The organism is Burkholderia sp. SRS-25 (assembly GCF_004343765.1).
In the GTDB taxonomy this organism is placed as follows: Bacteria; Pseudomonadota; Gammaproteobacteria; order Burkholderiales; family Burkholderiaceae; genus Burkholderia; species Burkholderia contaminans.
Window position 1 is genome coordinate 47067 of record NZ_PTXM01000028.1, and the last position, 15489, is coordinate 62555.

Consider the following 15489-nt stretch of genomic DNA (forward strand, 5'->3'; position numbering starts at 1 on the left):
GAGGTTTGTGAAACTATACTATACGTACAGTTTAGTTTCAATCCCAAGGAGATGCACCATGTCGACTTCCGAGCGGCGAGCCGGCCGCAGCAGTTCACGCGACCGTCTTCTCGATGCCGCGGCCGAGCTCGTAGCCAGCCAGGGTATCCAGAACCTGACTATTGAAGCCGTGGCCGCTGCCGCGAAGGTCACGAAAGCGGGCCTTGTCTACCATTTCAAAACGCGCGACGACTTGCTGGCTGCGCTGATCGAGCGGGTGGTCGGCGAACTGGACATGCTGGACCTGCGGGCGCAGGAGGCGCTAGAGGTGGACGATTCCGCGAAGCCGTTGAAGTCGTCGATGGCCGAGCTGTCGAAGCTGACCTTCGACATGCCGGAAGACCGCCGCCTGCTGCTGGCCAACCTGCTGGCCGCCACGTCGTTGTATCCGCATCTGGCCGGTCCCGTGCGGGATTTCTACTCGCGCAGCTATGCACGGGTTGCGCAAAGCGGCCCCGATGCGGGGCAGGTGCTTGCGCTTGTCGTCGCCCTCGACGGCATCGCCCTGCTCGAAGTGCTCAATCTGCACCGGTTCACGCCAGAGCAGCGCCAAGTGTTGCGCGACACGCTGGAAAGCGCGATTCGCAAGCTTCCCTGAGCTCCCTCATTCAAAGGTTTTACGATGCATTCCCGTTCCATGCCTCAAGCGGGCAGGCTGGTACTCTGCGCGCTCGTCTCGGCAACGCTGCTGTCGGCATGTCACCCATCCGCCGCGCCGGTTGCCGACGTACCACGGCCTGTCAAGGTCGAAGTGGCCGGCGGCGCCGGCCAGGCGCATGCCGACACCTTCGTCGCGACGCTTCGCGCGCGCCAGCGCACCGACCTCGGCTTCGAGTCGTCGGGCCGCGTCGTTGCGATGCTGGCCGACGTGGGCGATCGCGTCCGGGCCGGGCAGGTGCTCGCACGCCTGGACGAGTCGCCGGCACGCTGGCGGCTCGACAAGGCAACGGCCGATCGTGCCGCCGCCGCCGCGACTCTGGCCGAGCGTCGCACCCACCTGCGTCAGCAGGAGGAACTCGCACGCGACGGAATCATTTCCGCGCCCGCGTTGCAGGCCGCACAGGCGTCGCATCAGCAGGCCGCGAGCCAGCTGGGTGTCGCGGAGGCCGCGGTGGCGAATGCCCGGCGCGACCTCGCGTTCACGCGCATCACGGCCCCGTTCGACGGCGAAATCGTGGCCCGTCAGGTCCAGCCGTTCGTGGATGTCGCCGCAGGCCAGAGCGTGCTGCAGATGGAGGCCGGCCGCGCGCTCGAAGCCGTCGTGATGCTGCCGGACACGATCGCCGCGACGCTGTCGCCCGGCGCCGAAGCCCAAGCGGTCAACGGCACGGATCGCGTGACGCTGACCATGGAGCGGCTGTCCGGCCGGAGCGACAACGGCTCGCTGGTGCAAGCCATTTTCCGGGTCCAGGGCACCCCTTCCGGGCTGCGCAGTGGCGGCGTGCTGTCCGTCGCGCTGCCGCGCGGCGACGCGCATGACATCACGCTGCCGGCGACGGCCGTCATGGCCGGCACGGAAGCCGGCCGGGGCAGCGTCTTCGTCATCGACGGCGCCAGCCATACGCTGAAGCGTCGCGCGATCCGCACGGACGGGCACATGCTTCCGGGCGGGCGCGTCGCCGTGACGCAAGGCCTGCGTGCCGGCGAGCAGGTGGTGGTCGCGGGGACGGCCGTCCTGAACGAGGGCCAGTCCGTCGTCACGTATCGGGCGCAGACCATTCTGCAGGGAGCGCGCTCGTGAAGCTGACCCAGGCCGCACTCAATTCCAGCCGGCTTACCTTCTTTGTCGCGCTGCTGATTCTCGTGACCGGCGCGTTCACCTTCCTCACGTTCCCGTCCCAGGAGGAGCCTTCCACGACCGTTCGTGACGCGCTGGTGTTCGTCGCGAACCCCGGCATGCCGGCCGAGCGGATGGAGCAGCTCGTCGCCCGGCCGCTGGAAGAGCGCCTGCGTCAATTGAACGAACTGAAGCACGTCACGAGCACCGTGCGTGACGGCAGCGTGATCCTCCAGGTTTCGTTGCGTGAGGACGTGCATGCACTGATGCCGGTATTCCAGCGCATGCGCGCCAAGGTCGAGGAAGTGGCGCCGCTGTTCCCGGCCGGCACGCTGCCTGCCCAGATCGACGACGACTTCGGTCGCGTGGCGATCGCGTCCATCGCGGTGACCGCGCCTGGGTTTTCGATGAGCGAGATGCGGGAACCGCTGAAGCTGTTGCGCGAAGGGCTGTATCGCGTGCCCGGCGTGCAGGGCGTCAGCTTTCATGGCCTGCAGGAGGAGCGCGTCTATATCGAATTCGACCGCGCCAGAATGGCGGGGCTGCATTTGTCCACCGCGTCGGTCATGCAACAGCTGCAGAAGCAGAACGTCGTGCAGTCCGGCGGCCGGCTCGTGGTGTCGGGCCTGAACAGCGCGGTCGTCAGCTCCGGCGAAATCCGCTCGCTGCAGGCGCTGCAGGATTTCACGCTCACCGTGCCGCCGGCCGGCGCGCGCGCGGAGGCGACGCCGGGCACCGTGCGCCTGGGCGACATCGCCCGGGTGCAGGTCCGGCCCGTCGACCCGCCCGAGTCCGCGGCGATCTACCGCGGCGAAGACGCGGTCGTCCTCGGCGTCTCGATGCGCAAAGGCCAGAACGTGAAGGCGGTCGGCCAGGCGCTGCGCGCGCGTCTGGACGAATTGAAGCAGCAGTTGCCCGCCGGTTTTTCGCTCGACTACGTGACCTTCCAGGCGGACGTGGTCGAGCGGGAAATGGGCCGCATGAACCAGGTGATGATCGAGACGATCGTGATCGTGATGATCGTCGTCGTGCTGTTCCTCGGCTGGCGCGCCGGCGTCGTGGTGGGCGGCATCGTGCCACTGACCATCCTTGCCACGCTGCTCGTGATGCGCTCGCTGGGCATCGAACTGCACATCGTGTCGATGGCCGCGATCATCATCGCGCTGGGCTTGCTGGTCGACAACGGCATCGTGATCGCGGAGGACGTCGAGCGCCGCCTCGCCGCAGGCGAGGAGCGCCGTCACGCGTGCATCGAAGCAGGCCGTACGCTCGCGATCCCGCTGCTGACGTCATCGCTGGTCATCATCTTCGCGTTCTCGCCGTTCTTCTTCGGCGACACCGCCACCAACGAATACCTGCGTCCGCTCGTGGTCGTGCTCACGCTGTCGCTGCTCGGGTCGTGGCTGCTCTGTCTGACGGTGACACCGCTGCTTTGCTATTTCTTCCTGAAATCCGGCCATCACGGCGAAGGCCATGCGCACGAGCACGATGCCGACGCGACGGTCAAGCAAAGCCGTTTCTACGGTGCCTATGCCCGCCTGATTCGTCGCGTCCTCGACCACAAGGGGTGGTTCCTGGTCGTGATGACTGCCTTGCTGGTCGGCGCGCTCGCGATCCTGGCCACGCGTCCGGCAGGGTTCCTGCCGGCTTCCGACCGGCCGCAGTTCCAGGTCGAACTCGAGCTGCAGCCCGGGAGCGATGCACGGCTCACGCGCGACGTGGTCCGCGACCTGAGCCGTTGGCTCGACGATCGCAAGCTCAATCCCGAGGTGACGACCAGCATCGGCTATGTCGCCGACGGCGGCCCGCGTGTCGTCCTGGTGCTCAATCCGCCGCTGCCTGCGTCGCATATCGGCTATGTCACGGTCAGCGTCGCGAAGCCGCAGGATCTCGACGCCGTGATCGCACGAACCCAGGCGTGGATGACGCAACACCATCCCGAGGTGCGAACCGATGCGAAACGCTTCTCGCGTAGCGCCCACGACGCCGGCACGGTGGCTTATCGCGTGTCCGGTCCCGACGAAGCCGTGCTGCGCGAGATCGGCCGCAAGATCCAGGCCGCGTTGCATACCCAGCCGGGCATCGTGCAGATCCACGACGACTGGGGGCCGCGCGTGCCGCGTGTCGATGTCGAAATCGACCAGAACAAGGCACGGCGCCTGGGCGTCAGCAGCGAGGACATCTCGACGGCGCTGGCCACGCGGTACACCGGCGTCAACGTCTCGGTGTTGCGAGACGGCGATACGCTGGTACCGCTGGTCGTGCGCGGTGCGGAAGCCGAGCGCACTCGGCCGGAAGATCTCGCCAATACGCTGATCCATCCGGCTGCGGGCGGCGCGCCGGTTCCGCTGTCCGCGGTTGCGACGGTCACGTTGAATACCGAGCCGTCGACGATTCTACGCCGCGACCTGATGCGCACGCTGACCGTGAAGGGCCGCAATACCCACGGCACCGCGCAGCAGGCGGTCGATCAGCTCGCGCCGGCCATCGGCCGGATCGCGTTGCCGCCGGGGTACCGGATCGAGCTGGGCGCCGAAATCGAGGAGTCCGCCGAGGCCAACGTGGCGCTCGGCGAGTATCTGCCGCACGCGGTGGTCGCGATGCTGGTGCTGTTCATCTGGCAGTTCGGCTCGTTCCGCAAGCTGTTGCTGATCGTCGGGATCATTCCGTTCGCGATGATCGGCGTCGGGCCCGCGCTGATCATCGCCCGCGAACCGTTGGGCTTCATGGCGAACTTCGGCCTGCTGTCGCTGGCCGGGATCATCGTCAACAACGCGGTGCTGCTGCTGGAGCGTATCGAGGTCGAGTTGGCGGCCGGCAAATCGCGCCGCGAAGCGGTCGTCGCGGCGGCCGTGGCGCGCCTGCGGCCGATCGTGATGACCAAGCTGACCTGCATCGCCGGCCTGATTCCGCTGCTGCTGTTCGCCGGCACGCTGTGGACCGGCATGGCCGTCACCATCATGGGCGGGCTGCTGCTCGGGACGCTGATCACGCTCGGCATGGTGCCTGTGCTGTACGAACTGCTGTTCAGCGACAGGCTGTCCGGCTGGAGCCGGAAGCTCTTCGGTTCCGGCGCCGTCGATGCGCCCGGGAAATGCTGACACGGGTGGCCTGGCCATTTGGCGCCCGTCAATGCGGGCGCTTTGGAAACCCGGGTGTGGCCAACAGCACAAGGTCCTCCCGGTGGCTGGCGGTTGCCGGCCGTTTATGAACGAGGTCGCGAGACCTGCCTCTTTTTTGAATGGAGCATCACGAATGAACAAGACTCTGATCGCTGCAGCAGTTGCAGCATCGTTCACTACCGTCGCATACGCGCAAAGCAGTGTTTCGCTGTATGGCGTGCTGGACGCAGGCATCACGTATCAAAGCAACGTCCAGAACGCATCGGGCCAAGGCAAGTCGCGCTTTTCGATGGGATCGGGCATTGACCAGAGCCGTTTCGGCCTGCGTGGCTCGGAAGATCTCGGCGGTGGCCTGAAGGCAATCTTCACGCTGGAAAGCGGTTTCAACCTCGGTAACGGCAAGTTTGCGAACGGCAACGGCGGCATGTTCAACCGCCAGGCATTCGTCGGCCTGTCGAGCCAGTACGGCACGGTCACGCTGGGTAAGCAATACGACGCGACGCAAGACTACCTGGCGCCGCTGACGGCAACGGGCTCGTGGGGCGGCACGTACTTCGCGCACCCGCTGAACAATGACCGCCTGAGCACGAACGGCGACGTCGCGCTGAACAACACGATCAAGTACACGAGCGTGAACTATGCCGGCCTGCAATTCGGCGGCACGTACTCGTTCTCGAACAGCACGAACTTTGCGAATAACCGTGCGTACAGCGCTGGCGTGTCGTACCAGTTTGAAGGCCTGAAGCTGGGTGCGGCGTACTCGCAAGCTAACAACGCTGGCCTGTCCACGTCGGGCGCGGTGAACCCGACCATCGATACGAACGGCAATGCATTCGGCATTCAGGGCCGCAGCCGCACGTATGGCATCGCGGCAACGTATGCATTTGGCCCGGCACTGGTTGGCGCGGCATGGACGCAATCGCGCCTCGACAACCAGACGAACGGCCTGGGTACGCTGCGTGCGGACAACTACGAAGTCAACGCGAAGTACAACCTGACGCCGGCTCTCGGCTTGGGCGCTGCCTATACGTACACGAACGCGAAGCAGAACGGCAACAGCACGCACTGGAACCAGTTCGGCGTGCAAGCTGATTACTTCCTGTCGAAGCGTACGGACGTCTACGCTCAGATGGTGTATCAGCGTGGTACGAAGGGCACCGGTTTGGGTTCGTCGATCTACAACGGCGACATCAACGCGTTCCCGAGCTCGAAGGTCAGCCAGACTGCGGCAACGGTTGGCCTGCGTCACCGCTTCTAAGCGTCACGGCGGTCGTCCTGCATGGGTTGAATAAACGTACACGATATGCGTTCTGACGGAAGCCACGAGCAACATCGACGAACTTCAACACCGATGATCCGTGTTTCGGTTCGAGCATGGCATCGACAAGTCCCGCGTCGCAGCCTCGTGCAACTACCAAGTTGCCGCAAGTTTCCCTGTATGGTCAAATGACCATATCATTTGACCAGTTTGAGAGTAGCCCCCTGTCTCGGAAGTCGCGTCTCGGGGGGCAAGAATTTTCCTGCCAAGCAGGGTGCGTTGGAGGCGAAACAAACTGGATGGTGGCAGTCGCCCGTCAACTGTCTGCCGACAACGTGATCCGCGGCGTCGCTGACTGGCGATCGACCATGCAACCATATCGTTGCGACGAGGGATGAGTCTCGCGTGTTCGAGGCGCCCCGGCTTGTTCACGCGCGTGAAGAGGGATTTTGCGTCGCGCAATTATTCAACGGGACAGAGGAGATTGGATATGGAGAAGATCTGGCTTGATGCCTATCCGCCGGGGGTTCCGGCAGAGATTGATTCCGGCGAGTATCGAAACATCAGTGCATTGATCGAACGAAGCTTCAGCAGGTTTCACGCGAATCCGGCGTTTGCGTGCGATGGAAAGCAGATCACCTATGGTGAGCTCGACAGGATGTCTGGCGCACTGGCCGCGTGGCTGCAGTCACGCGGCCTCGAACGTGGTGCGCGGGTCGCCATCATGATGCCGAATGTGCTGCAGTACCCGATCTCGATTTGTGCGGTGTTGCGCGCCGGCTACGTTGTCGTCAACGTCAACCCGCTCTATACGCCCCGCGAGCTGCAACACCAGCTGAATGACAGCGGCGCGGAGGCGATCGTCATTCTCGACGGCTGTACGGCAACGCTGGATGCAATCCTTGCGCACACGCAGGTGAAGCATGTTCTGGTTGCCGCGCAGGGCAACGCTTCCGGCGCGGAACAGAAGCCGAGCCCGTATGCGGCATTTGACGATGCGATCGAGGAGGGACGTCGGGGCACATTCGTACCGGTTTCCCAGTCGTCGGACGATGTCGCTTTTCTCCAATATACGGGCGGGACAACCGGGGTGTCGAAAGGCGCGACGCTGTTGCATCGGAACATCGTCGCGAATGTATTGCAGTCGGACGTCTGGCTCAAACCGGCTCGCGATTTGCGCCCTGACGTGACGCAGTTCATCACGGTGGCAGCACTTCCGCTCTATCACATCTTTGCGCTCAATGTTTGCTGTCTGTTGACGATTCACATGGGTGCGCTTTCCGTACTGGTGCCGAATCCGCGGGACATCGGGGGGATGATCAAGTCGCTCGCCGGATACAAGGTCACGAACTTTCCGGGCGTCAACACGCTCTTCAACGCGATGCTCCATCATCCTGAATTTCCGCGCCTCGATTTCTCCAATCTGCTGGTGGCCAGCGGTGGCGGGATGGCCACGCAAGAGGCCGTCGCAAGGCGCTGGAAGGAGATGACCGGCGCGCCGATCATCGACGGATACGGGCTGTCCGAGACATCACCTTGCGTCGCGGTCAATCCCGTGACCGGTAGTGAGTTCAACGGCACCATCGGCTTGCCGTTGCCCTCCACGGAAGTGTCGGTCCGGGACGACGACGGTAACGAATTGGCGCCCGGCGAAGCGGGAGAGCTGTGCATTCGTGGTCCGCAGGTGATGGCGGGTTACTGGCAGCGGCCGGACGAGACCGCGAAGGTGATGACCGCGGACGGCTTCTTCAGATCGGGTGACATTGCGTCGATCTCCGAAGCGGGCTTCGTGCGAATCGTCGACCGCAAGAAGGACATGATTCTCGTGTCCGGTTTCAACGTCTACCCGAACGAGATCGAAGAGGTCGTCGCCAACCACCCCGGCGTATACGAGGTCGCGGCGATCGGCGTGCCCGACGAGCATTCCGGAGAGGCCGTCAAGCTGTTCGTGGTCAGGAAAGATCCGGCGCTGACGTACGAAGACCTGCTGGCGTTCTGTAAAGGCCAGCTGACCGGTTACAAGCGCCCGAAAAGCATCGAGTTTCGCGACAGCCTGCCAAAGAGCAACGTCGGGAAGATCCTGCGGCGCGAGTTGCGGGTATCGAGCAATTGACGTGATCGACCGAGGTGATGCCGGAAGAGTGAGCGGTCGGCATCACCGGTCTCCGAACCGGCACGCGAACGGCATCACGAAAAAAAACGGTCGCGCGTCGGCGCCTGGTGCGATGGTGCATCAGGCGCGCTTGCGCGACAAGGTCCGCTAAAGCATCCCCGGAAAGGTCTGCAAGCCCCGCATGAGCGGGGCTGCCGCCCCATTCGTTCTGCAGGTAAAGGCGCGTTCTGTCAGACGACTTCGAACAAGCCGGCTGCACCCATTCCGCCCCCCACGCACATCGATACGACGACGTAGCGCGCGCCGCGTCGTTTGCCTTCGATCAGTGCGTGTCCGACCAGACGGGCGCCCGTCATCCCGTACGGATGGCCGATCGAAATGCTGCCGCCGTTGACGTTGTATCGGGCCGGATCGATTCCCAGCTTGTCGCGGCAGTACAGCACCTGGCAGGCGAATGCCTCGTTGAGCTCCCAAAGCCCGATGTCGTCGACTGTCAGGCCGTGAAGCTTCAGGAGCTTGGGGATCGCGTAGATGGGACCGATGCCCATCTCCTCGGGCGCATTGCCGACGACGGTCATGCCGCGATAGATGCCGAGTGGCGTTGCGCCGATCTGTTCGGCCGTCTTGCCGTTCATCAGGACGCAGGCGCTTGCGCCGTCCGAAAGCTGGCTTGCGTTCCCGGCGGTCACCACGCCACCGTCGACCACCGGTGCGAGCGCGGCAAGCGATTCGAGCGTCGTGCCGGGACGATTGCCCTCATCCTGCGTGAGCGTGACTTCCCTCCGCCACGTTTCGCCGGTCGCTTTGTCGACGACCAGCATCTGTGTCGTGATCGGGACGATTTCGTCCGAGAAACGGCCTTCCTTCTGAGCGGCGGCAGTGCGAAGCTGGGAATCGAGCGCGTACTGATCCTGCACGTCGCGAGCGATCCCGTACTTGCGGGAAACGAACTCGGCGGTCTCGAGCATCGGCATGTAGGCGGCGGGTTGCACGGCCAGCACGTTGGGATCCTGGTCGGCACGTGTCCACTCGAAGTAGCGTGTCTGTACCGCCGAGATGTTTTCCTGGCCGCCCGCGACAACGACCTGCATCCCGTCGCACATGATCTGTTTGGCGGCCGTGGCGATCGCCATCAGGCCCGACGCGCATTGCCGGTCAAGCGTTTGCGCACCGACTGAAGCAGGTAGCCCGGCCGCCAGCACACCTTGTCGGGCGACATTGTTGCCGGCGGTTCCCGCGTTGAGTACCGAACCGATGACAGCGTCCTCGATGCGATCCGGTTCGATGCCGGCGCGCAATACGGCATGCCGGATTGCGTGACCGAGCAGGGTGGGCGAGTGCGTGAGGTTGAATGCACCACGATAGGCCTTGCCGATCGGCGTGCGCGCGGTGGAAACGATGACGGCATCAATCATATGACATCCTCATGAATTAAACGAAAGCAACGAAATGGCGGCGCGCACACGGGTCAGAACCAATCCTCCGGCATTGTCAGCGGGGTGGTTTCCACCGGATCGAGCACGGCCAGCCACGCGGCCACCTTGGGCATTTCCCACCCGAAGAAGTAGTCGCACGCGGCGAGCTTGCCGCGATGGAAGTCGCTCCCGGCGGGGCCGCTCTCGAGCGTGTCGGCCACGATCGCCTGATCGAGCCAAAGCCAGCCGACGACGACATGGCCAAATGCTTCGAGGTAGGCCGCCGCATTCGCCAGCTGGACCTCCGGGTCGTCGAGCCGGTGCAACTCGGCGGTGACGATACGGATGCGCTCCCACGCGCATTCGAGCGCGTCGGCATGGTCCTGGAGCGGACGGATCGACCGTGCCTTGAATACCGTCGCGGCGATTTTCCGGTCGAGCGCTTTCATGGCGGCGCCGCCGTTTGCACGCGTCTTTCGACCCAGCAGGTCGAGCGCCTGGATACCGAATGTGCCCTCGTGTATCGGGTTGAGCCGATTGTCGCGATAGAACTGCTCGACGTTGTATTCGCGCGTGTAACCGTAGCCGCCATGAACCTGAATGGCGAGATCGTTGGCGACGAGGCCCCATTGGGAAGACCAGCTCTTGACGACGGGGGTGAGCAGGTCAAGCAGACCATGCGCCTCTTCCCGGTCGTCGGCGTCTTCTTGCGAATGAATATCGTCGCTCAGTCGAGCCGCGTACAGGCACAACGCGAGTGCACCGGACACATATGCCTTTTGCGCGAGCAGCATGCGCCGGACATCGGCATGACGAATGATGGGGGCCTGTCCCGCTGCGGGCGACCGGTCACCGCGTGTCCGGCCCTGCAGGCGCGTCTTCGCATACTCCAGCGAGTGAAGGTAGCCGGTATAGCCGATCGCGGCGGCGCCGAGGCCGACCGAGATACGCGCCTCGTTCATCATGTGGAACATATAGGCCAGGCCTTTGCCGGGTTCGCCGACGATCTCCCCGATTGCGCCCGCTTCGCCTTCCGGACGGTAGCGACCCTCGCCAAAGTTCAGCAGGCAATTTACCGTGCCGCGGTACCCCATCTTGTGATTGATGCCGGCGAGGACGACATCGTTTCGCTCGCCAGGCAGCCCGTCGGCGTTGATCAGCTTGCGCGGTACGGTGAAGAGCGATATCCCTTGAACGCCCGGAGGAAGTTGCCCGTTTTCATCGGGAATCTTTGCCAATACCAGGTGGACGATGTTCTCGGAAATCTCGTGATCGCCACCGGAGATCCACATCTTGTTGCCGAACAGGCGGTAGCGGCCGTCTCCGCTCGGAACCGCGCGCGTGCGGATATCCGCAAGACTTGACCCGGCTTGCGGCTCCGACAGGCACATCGTGCCGAAGCATCGCCCCTCCGCCATGGCCTTGACGTAGTGCTCGACCCGGTCGCGCTCGCCGTGGGCCATCAGCAAATTGGCGTTGGCGATCGTGAGAAAGGCGTATCCTGCGGTTCCCGGATTGGCGGCCAGCAAATACGCCATGCCGGCCCGCTCCACGGTGCTCGGCAGGCTCATGCCGTTCCACTCGGTGGGGAACGACGCGCTGATCAGGCCGGCGGCCGAGAATGCACGCAATGCGACACCCACTTCCGGGTTGATGGTGACGCGTTCTCCGTCGAATGCGGGTTCGTTGCTGTCGTTTTTCTTGTTATGCGGTTTGAAGAGATCCGTGGCAAGCGATTCGTACACATCCAGCACGGAGGTGTAGTCGAATCGGTCTTGCCCGGCAAATCGTTGTCGACGGGTGAGCGATTCGACCTGCAGCCAGTCGAAAAGAATGAACTCCACGTCGCGACGGGAGAGGGTGAGTTCGCTAGTCATGGAATCGAATGAGTGAGTGTCGGGTGTCCCGGAACGATTTGGAATTTCTTCAATAAATTCCGGAATGCGAAATTATTGTTTCGAAACGATCGGGCTGGGAAACGCTGCAGGACATCATGTGGTGATCGGCATTGTCCACTCCGCCACGACATCGGCGTGATCGATTACGCGTATCCGGAGGCGACATGCATGGAGCGATTCACGTGGGGTTCCAGTGGGACGGCATATCCACACCAATATTGATCAAATGACCAAGTCATATGGCCGATGAAGTTAGCATGGTGTTCATCGGCGGTCGATCGTGGTTAACCCGTCGCTCTCAGAACCATGCCGTCACTGAAAGACGAGGGGGCGATTCAGCACAGTTGTGCGGCGTGTGATCAATCCCTGGTTCCGGTCGGAACTCGACCGGAACCAGGGTGAAGGACGCAAGGAAAACACGGTGCAGGCCAGGATCGAAGACCTCGTCGCATCGGTTCCGGAAAGCGGTGGCGGGGCCGGTCAAATGTCTGAAGCAACCGGAACCGGCATGATCCCGTGGCCGTCATGCAAACACGTCGGCAACATATCTGCCATGCTCCCGCTCCATCGTGTCGATCCACGCGCTGGCGCTTTCATCGTTCGCTCCCGTTGCCTCCTGATAAATCCGGCCAAGCGTGGCACGTACGGCAGGGGCCATATTCTTTCCATCCCCGCAGACAAAGACGGTGGCGCCTTGCGCAAACAGTGCGGCGATCTTCTCGCGTTCCAGCCAGACTTTGTCCTGAACGAACCGGGCACCTTCCTCCGGGCGGTTCGAGTAAGCCGGCATCACTTCGACCACGCCGCTTCGAGCCCATTCGTCGAGTTCTTCGCGATAAAGAAAATCGACGTCGGGATCATCGATTCCGAAGAAGAGCAACGACTTGCCGACGTTTTCCCCCTGCTGCTTCTGTAGTGCGCGCTCTTGCAGGAAGCCGCGGAATGGGGCGATACCGGAACCGGCACAGATCAGAATCATCGGAAGACCGGTTTCGGCGGGTGGCCGAAAGTGTGCATTCGATGGCCTGACTGCAACGGACAGGCTGTCCCCCGTGTTGAGTCGCGCGAGATACGACGACGCCACCCCTTCATGGCGACCATTGCCGGAGAGCGCCGGTGCATCGACCACGGCTACCGTCAGCGTGACGTGGTCTGCTTTCCAAAGCGGGGAAGACGAGATCGAATACTGGCGTGCTTTCAGCGCGGGCAGCATATCGAGGAATTTCTCGAGCGACAGATCGACGGATCCGAAGCGTTCGAGCAGATCCATGACGGTTGTCCGCTTTCCCAGGATCTCGCATTCGAAATCGTCGGCGCTCAGGCGCTCGAGCTCGACCTTCTCGGGAGGGCAGCGCGTGGCAGCGGCCAGGGTGGATACTTGTGATCGGGTGGCAGGAACGGCGAGTTCGACATAGCTCGAGAACAGGTCACCACAACTGATTGGCTGGCCGAGCGGAAGGCGCGGATTACTTGACGTTCCTTCGATCACCACCTGCGTGTCCCAGCTCACGCGAAACCGGCGCAAGACGCGATCGACGTTGTTTTTCGAGTTGCGCGGCAGAACGGCCAGGTAATCTCCCGATTGATAAGTCATCGGTTCCGGCAGTTTCAGTTCGATATGTTTTTTGGAGCGGCTGCCGGCCACGCTGATATCGACCAGTTCTCTGTTGTCGACGATCGATGCATTCGCCATGTCGCCGAAATTCAGCAATTTTTCACGGGTATTCTCGGCGAAACTGACCTTCAGTGCGGTATCGCGATGTTGCACGGTCGACACTTCCTTCCCGGCGCTGATTGCAAAGCGGTCCCACATTTCGGTGTACCAATTGTCAAATTCACCAAAGAAGTCGCCACCCGAATCGAGTTCGCCTCTGACGTGCACTCTCGTGGCGCCGGCCTTCTCGAGCGCTTCATCGACTCGCTTGGGAATCGCCTGGTATGTCCGAGCCCATTGTTTGTTGCCGCACCCGAGAACCGAAAAATGGACACCGTCCAGCGCGCCTTCGCCGAGTGCTTCGACATACGGGACGAATGATCTGGCGTTGTCCGGCGGCTGTCCTTCGTAGGAAGCGGTGACGATCACGATGGCAGGATACCCGTCGAGTTTCCCCGCGAAATCGTCGAGGGGCGCGCACGTGGCGTGAAATCCGTGACGACTCGCGTCCCCTGCAATGCGTCTTGCAAAGGATTCGGCGGAGCCCGTATTTCCCCCGAAGAGCACGAGCATCGTCGACACATCTTCGCTGGAAGGGAGCGACTGAACCGGAGCGACGCTCGGGCTTTGCGCGCTCGAGCGGGCGCGAACGGCCGTATCGGGCGCTTTGAGCGCACTTCGGGCCCGCGGTTTCACGTTGATCCGTAAACCGGTCGGCTTCAGCGTAAGCGTTTCGGCGACCTCCAGCTCGTAGTCCGGATCGGCGAACGAGAAATCGAATCGCTGAAGCAGCATGATCAGGACGAGATGCGCTTCTTGCATCGCAAAAGGGCGGCCGATACAGGCACGCGCACCATTGCCGAAGGGCTTCCATGCATTGGGCGGGAGTTGCTCCGCATTCTCCGGGGCAAATCGCTCCGGGCGGAACGCGTCGACGTCCTCGCCCCAGACGCTCACATCCCGATGCAACATGGGCGTCAGGATCATGATGATGTCGTCGGGAGAAACGGCATATTTCCCGCCGAACGTGGTGTCGGCGAGCGGTTTCACGGCGAATGCCGGCGCGGTCGGCCAGATTCGCAACGTCTCCATGAGGATGTGTTCGATGTAGCGAAGTCTTGCGAGATGCTCGATTCGTGGTGTCTCGCTGCCCACCACCTCGTCGACCATATCCCGTGCTTTTTGCAGGATGTCCGGGTTCTTGAGGAGGAAATACGTGGCGAAGGACAGGAGCCCGCTGGTCGTTTCATGTCCGGCGATGAGAAAGGTAATCATCTGGAAGACGATGTTCTCGTCATCGAGTTTTTCTCCCGTCACCGGATCGACGCCGTTCAGCATCCGGTCCAGCAGGTCCATCGACGCTTCGCTGTCGTGCGGGTGCTTGCGCCGGTCCTCGATCATTTTGGTCGCGAGCGATCGCATGACTTCGATGTCCGCGTCGAACTTTCGACTGCGATTGACCATCAGCTTCGACACCAGTTTGGGTCGCAACTCGCGCTTTCCGGCCTCGCTGAGGGTGTTGACCATGGCATCGACAAACGGATGCTGATCTTCACGGTAGAAGCTGTTGAAACGACAATCGAACGCACACAGGGCAATCGTATCGAGCGTCAGTCGCGTCATGTGATCGGACACGTCGACCGGCGTCTCCGGGCCGAACCGCTCCCAATGGAGGAACATCTGGTCGGCGATGTCGACCATCTTGTCGAACATCGACCAGATACTGAGCGGGCCGAACGCCTGCATCAGCACGCGATGCGCTTTGGCCCAGTTCGGTTCGTCACCGAATGCCGTAAATAACCCGTCCCCGATCGCGGGTCTGAGTTCGAGCAGCGACTGGTGCACACACTTCTGAAATCGGCTTTCATCACACACTTCATTCACAAGTGTTTGGCCGCTGACAACGTAGTAACCTTGGCCGAACACCTCGAACCAGTAGACCGGCCCGTACTTGCGCGCGAGATCCATCATCTTGGCAAGTGGAGACGGCCCGAGGACCTCCATCAGATGGCCGATGACGGGTTTCAGGGGCGGCTGGGGGACGAGGGATGAGGATTTCATTTCAATAGCCTTTCAGAGGTATGTCAGCGCATCACATCTCAATCTATTGAACGAATGTAAAATAGACAAAACCCCGTGTCCAGAGCTTTTTATGCCCCCTGATGTAAGCCCTAATCCCGCCGATCCTCGCTTTCAACGGAGCTACGACGCGC

The 15489-nt window shown here is 62.4% G+C and carries 8 protein-coding genes; 5 read left to right on the forward strand and 3 right to left on the reverse strand.

Translation table 11 applies throughout. The features are described 5' to 3' along the window. Positions 1-58: 58 nt before the first annotated feature. The 5 genes from C5O79_RS32835 to C5O79_RS32855 all read left to right on the forward strand — a co-directional run bounded on the left by C5O79_RS32835 (position 59) and on the right by C5O79_RS32855 (position 8309). A complete protein-coding gene (locus C5O79_RS32835) occupies positions 59-637 on the forward strand; it encodes a TetR/AcrR family transcriptional regulator (protein WP_047852838.1) in 579 nt (192 codons plus the stop codon). Positions 638-676: 39 nt separating this feature from the next. Beyond that, positions 677-1780, forward strand: a complete 1104-nt coding sequence (locus C5O79_RS32840; RefSeq protein ID WP_240687932.1) for an efflux RND transporter periplasmic adaptor subunit — start codon at positions 677-679, stop codon at positions 1778-1780. Next, a complete protein-coding gene (locus C5O79_RS32845) occupies positions 1777-4917 on the forward strand; it encodes an efflux RND transporter permease subunit (protein WP_122478812.1) in 3141 nt (1046 codons plus the stop codon). The genes C5O79_RS32840 and C5O79_RS32845 overlap by 4 nt, the downstream gene beginning before the upstream one ends. A gap of 154 nt (positions 4918-5071) precedes the next feature. After that, positions 5072-6196 carry a porin gene (locus C5O79_RS32850; RefSeq protein ID WP_046546627.1) on the forward strand — a complete coding sequence of 375 codons (1125 nt, stop codon included), beginning with the start codon at positions 5072-5074 and terminating at the stop codon, positions 6194-6196. Between the two features lie 490 nt (positions 6197-6686). After that, positions 6687-8309, forward strand: a complete 1623-nt coding sequence (locus C5O79_RS32855; RefSeq protein WP_122478814.1) for an AMP-binding protein — start codon at positions 6687-6689, stop codon at positions 8307-8309. Positions 8310-8539: 230 nt separating this feature from the next. Here the strand turns inward: C5O79_RS32855 and C5O79_RS32860 are convergent, their stop codons facing one another. From C5O79_RS32860 to C5O79_RS32870, 3 genes are all read right to left on the reverse strand, one after another. Continuing rightward, a complete protein-coding gene (locus C5O79_RS32860; RefSeq protein WP_047852834.1) occupies positions 8540-9724 on the reverse strand; it encodes an acetyl-CoA C-acyltransferase in 1185 nt (394 codons plus the stop codon). Between the two features lie 53 nt (positions 9725-9777). Next, complete coding sequence (locus C5O79_RS32865) at positions 9778-11601, reverse strand: acyl-CoA dehydrogenase (RefSeq protein WP_122478816.1); 1824 nt, start codon at positions 11599-11601, stop codon at positions 9778-9780. A 544-nt stretch (positions 11602-12145) separates the two neighbouring features. Further along, positions 12146-15337, reverse strand: coding sequence for a cytochrome P450 (locus C5O79_RS32870; protein WP_122478819.1), 3192 nt, complete (start codon positions 15335-15337; stop codon positions 12146-12148). Positions 15338-15489: the final 152 nt, after the last annotated feature.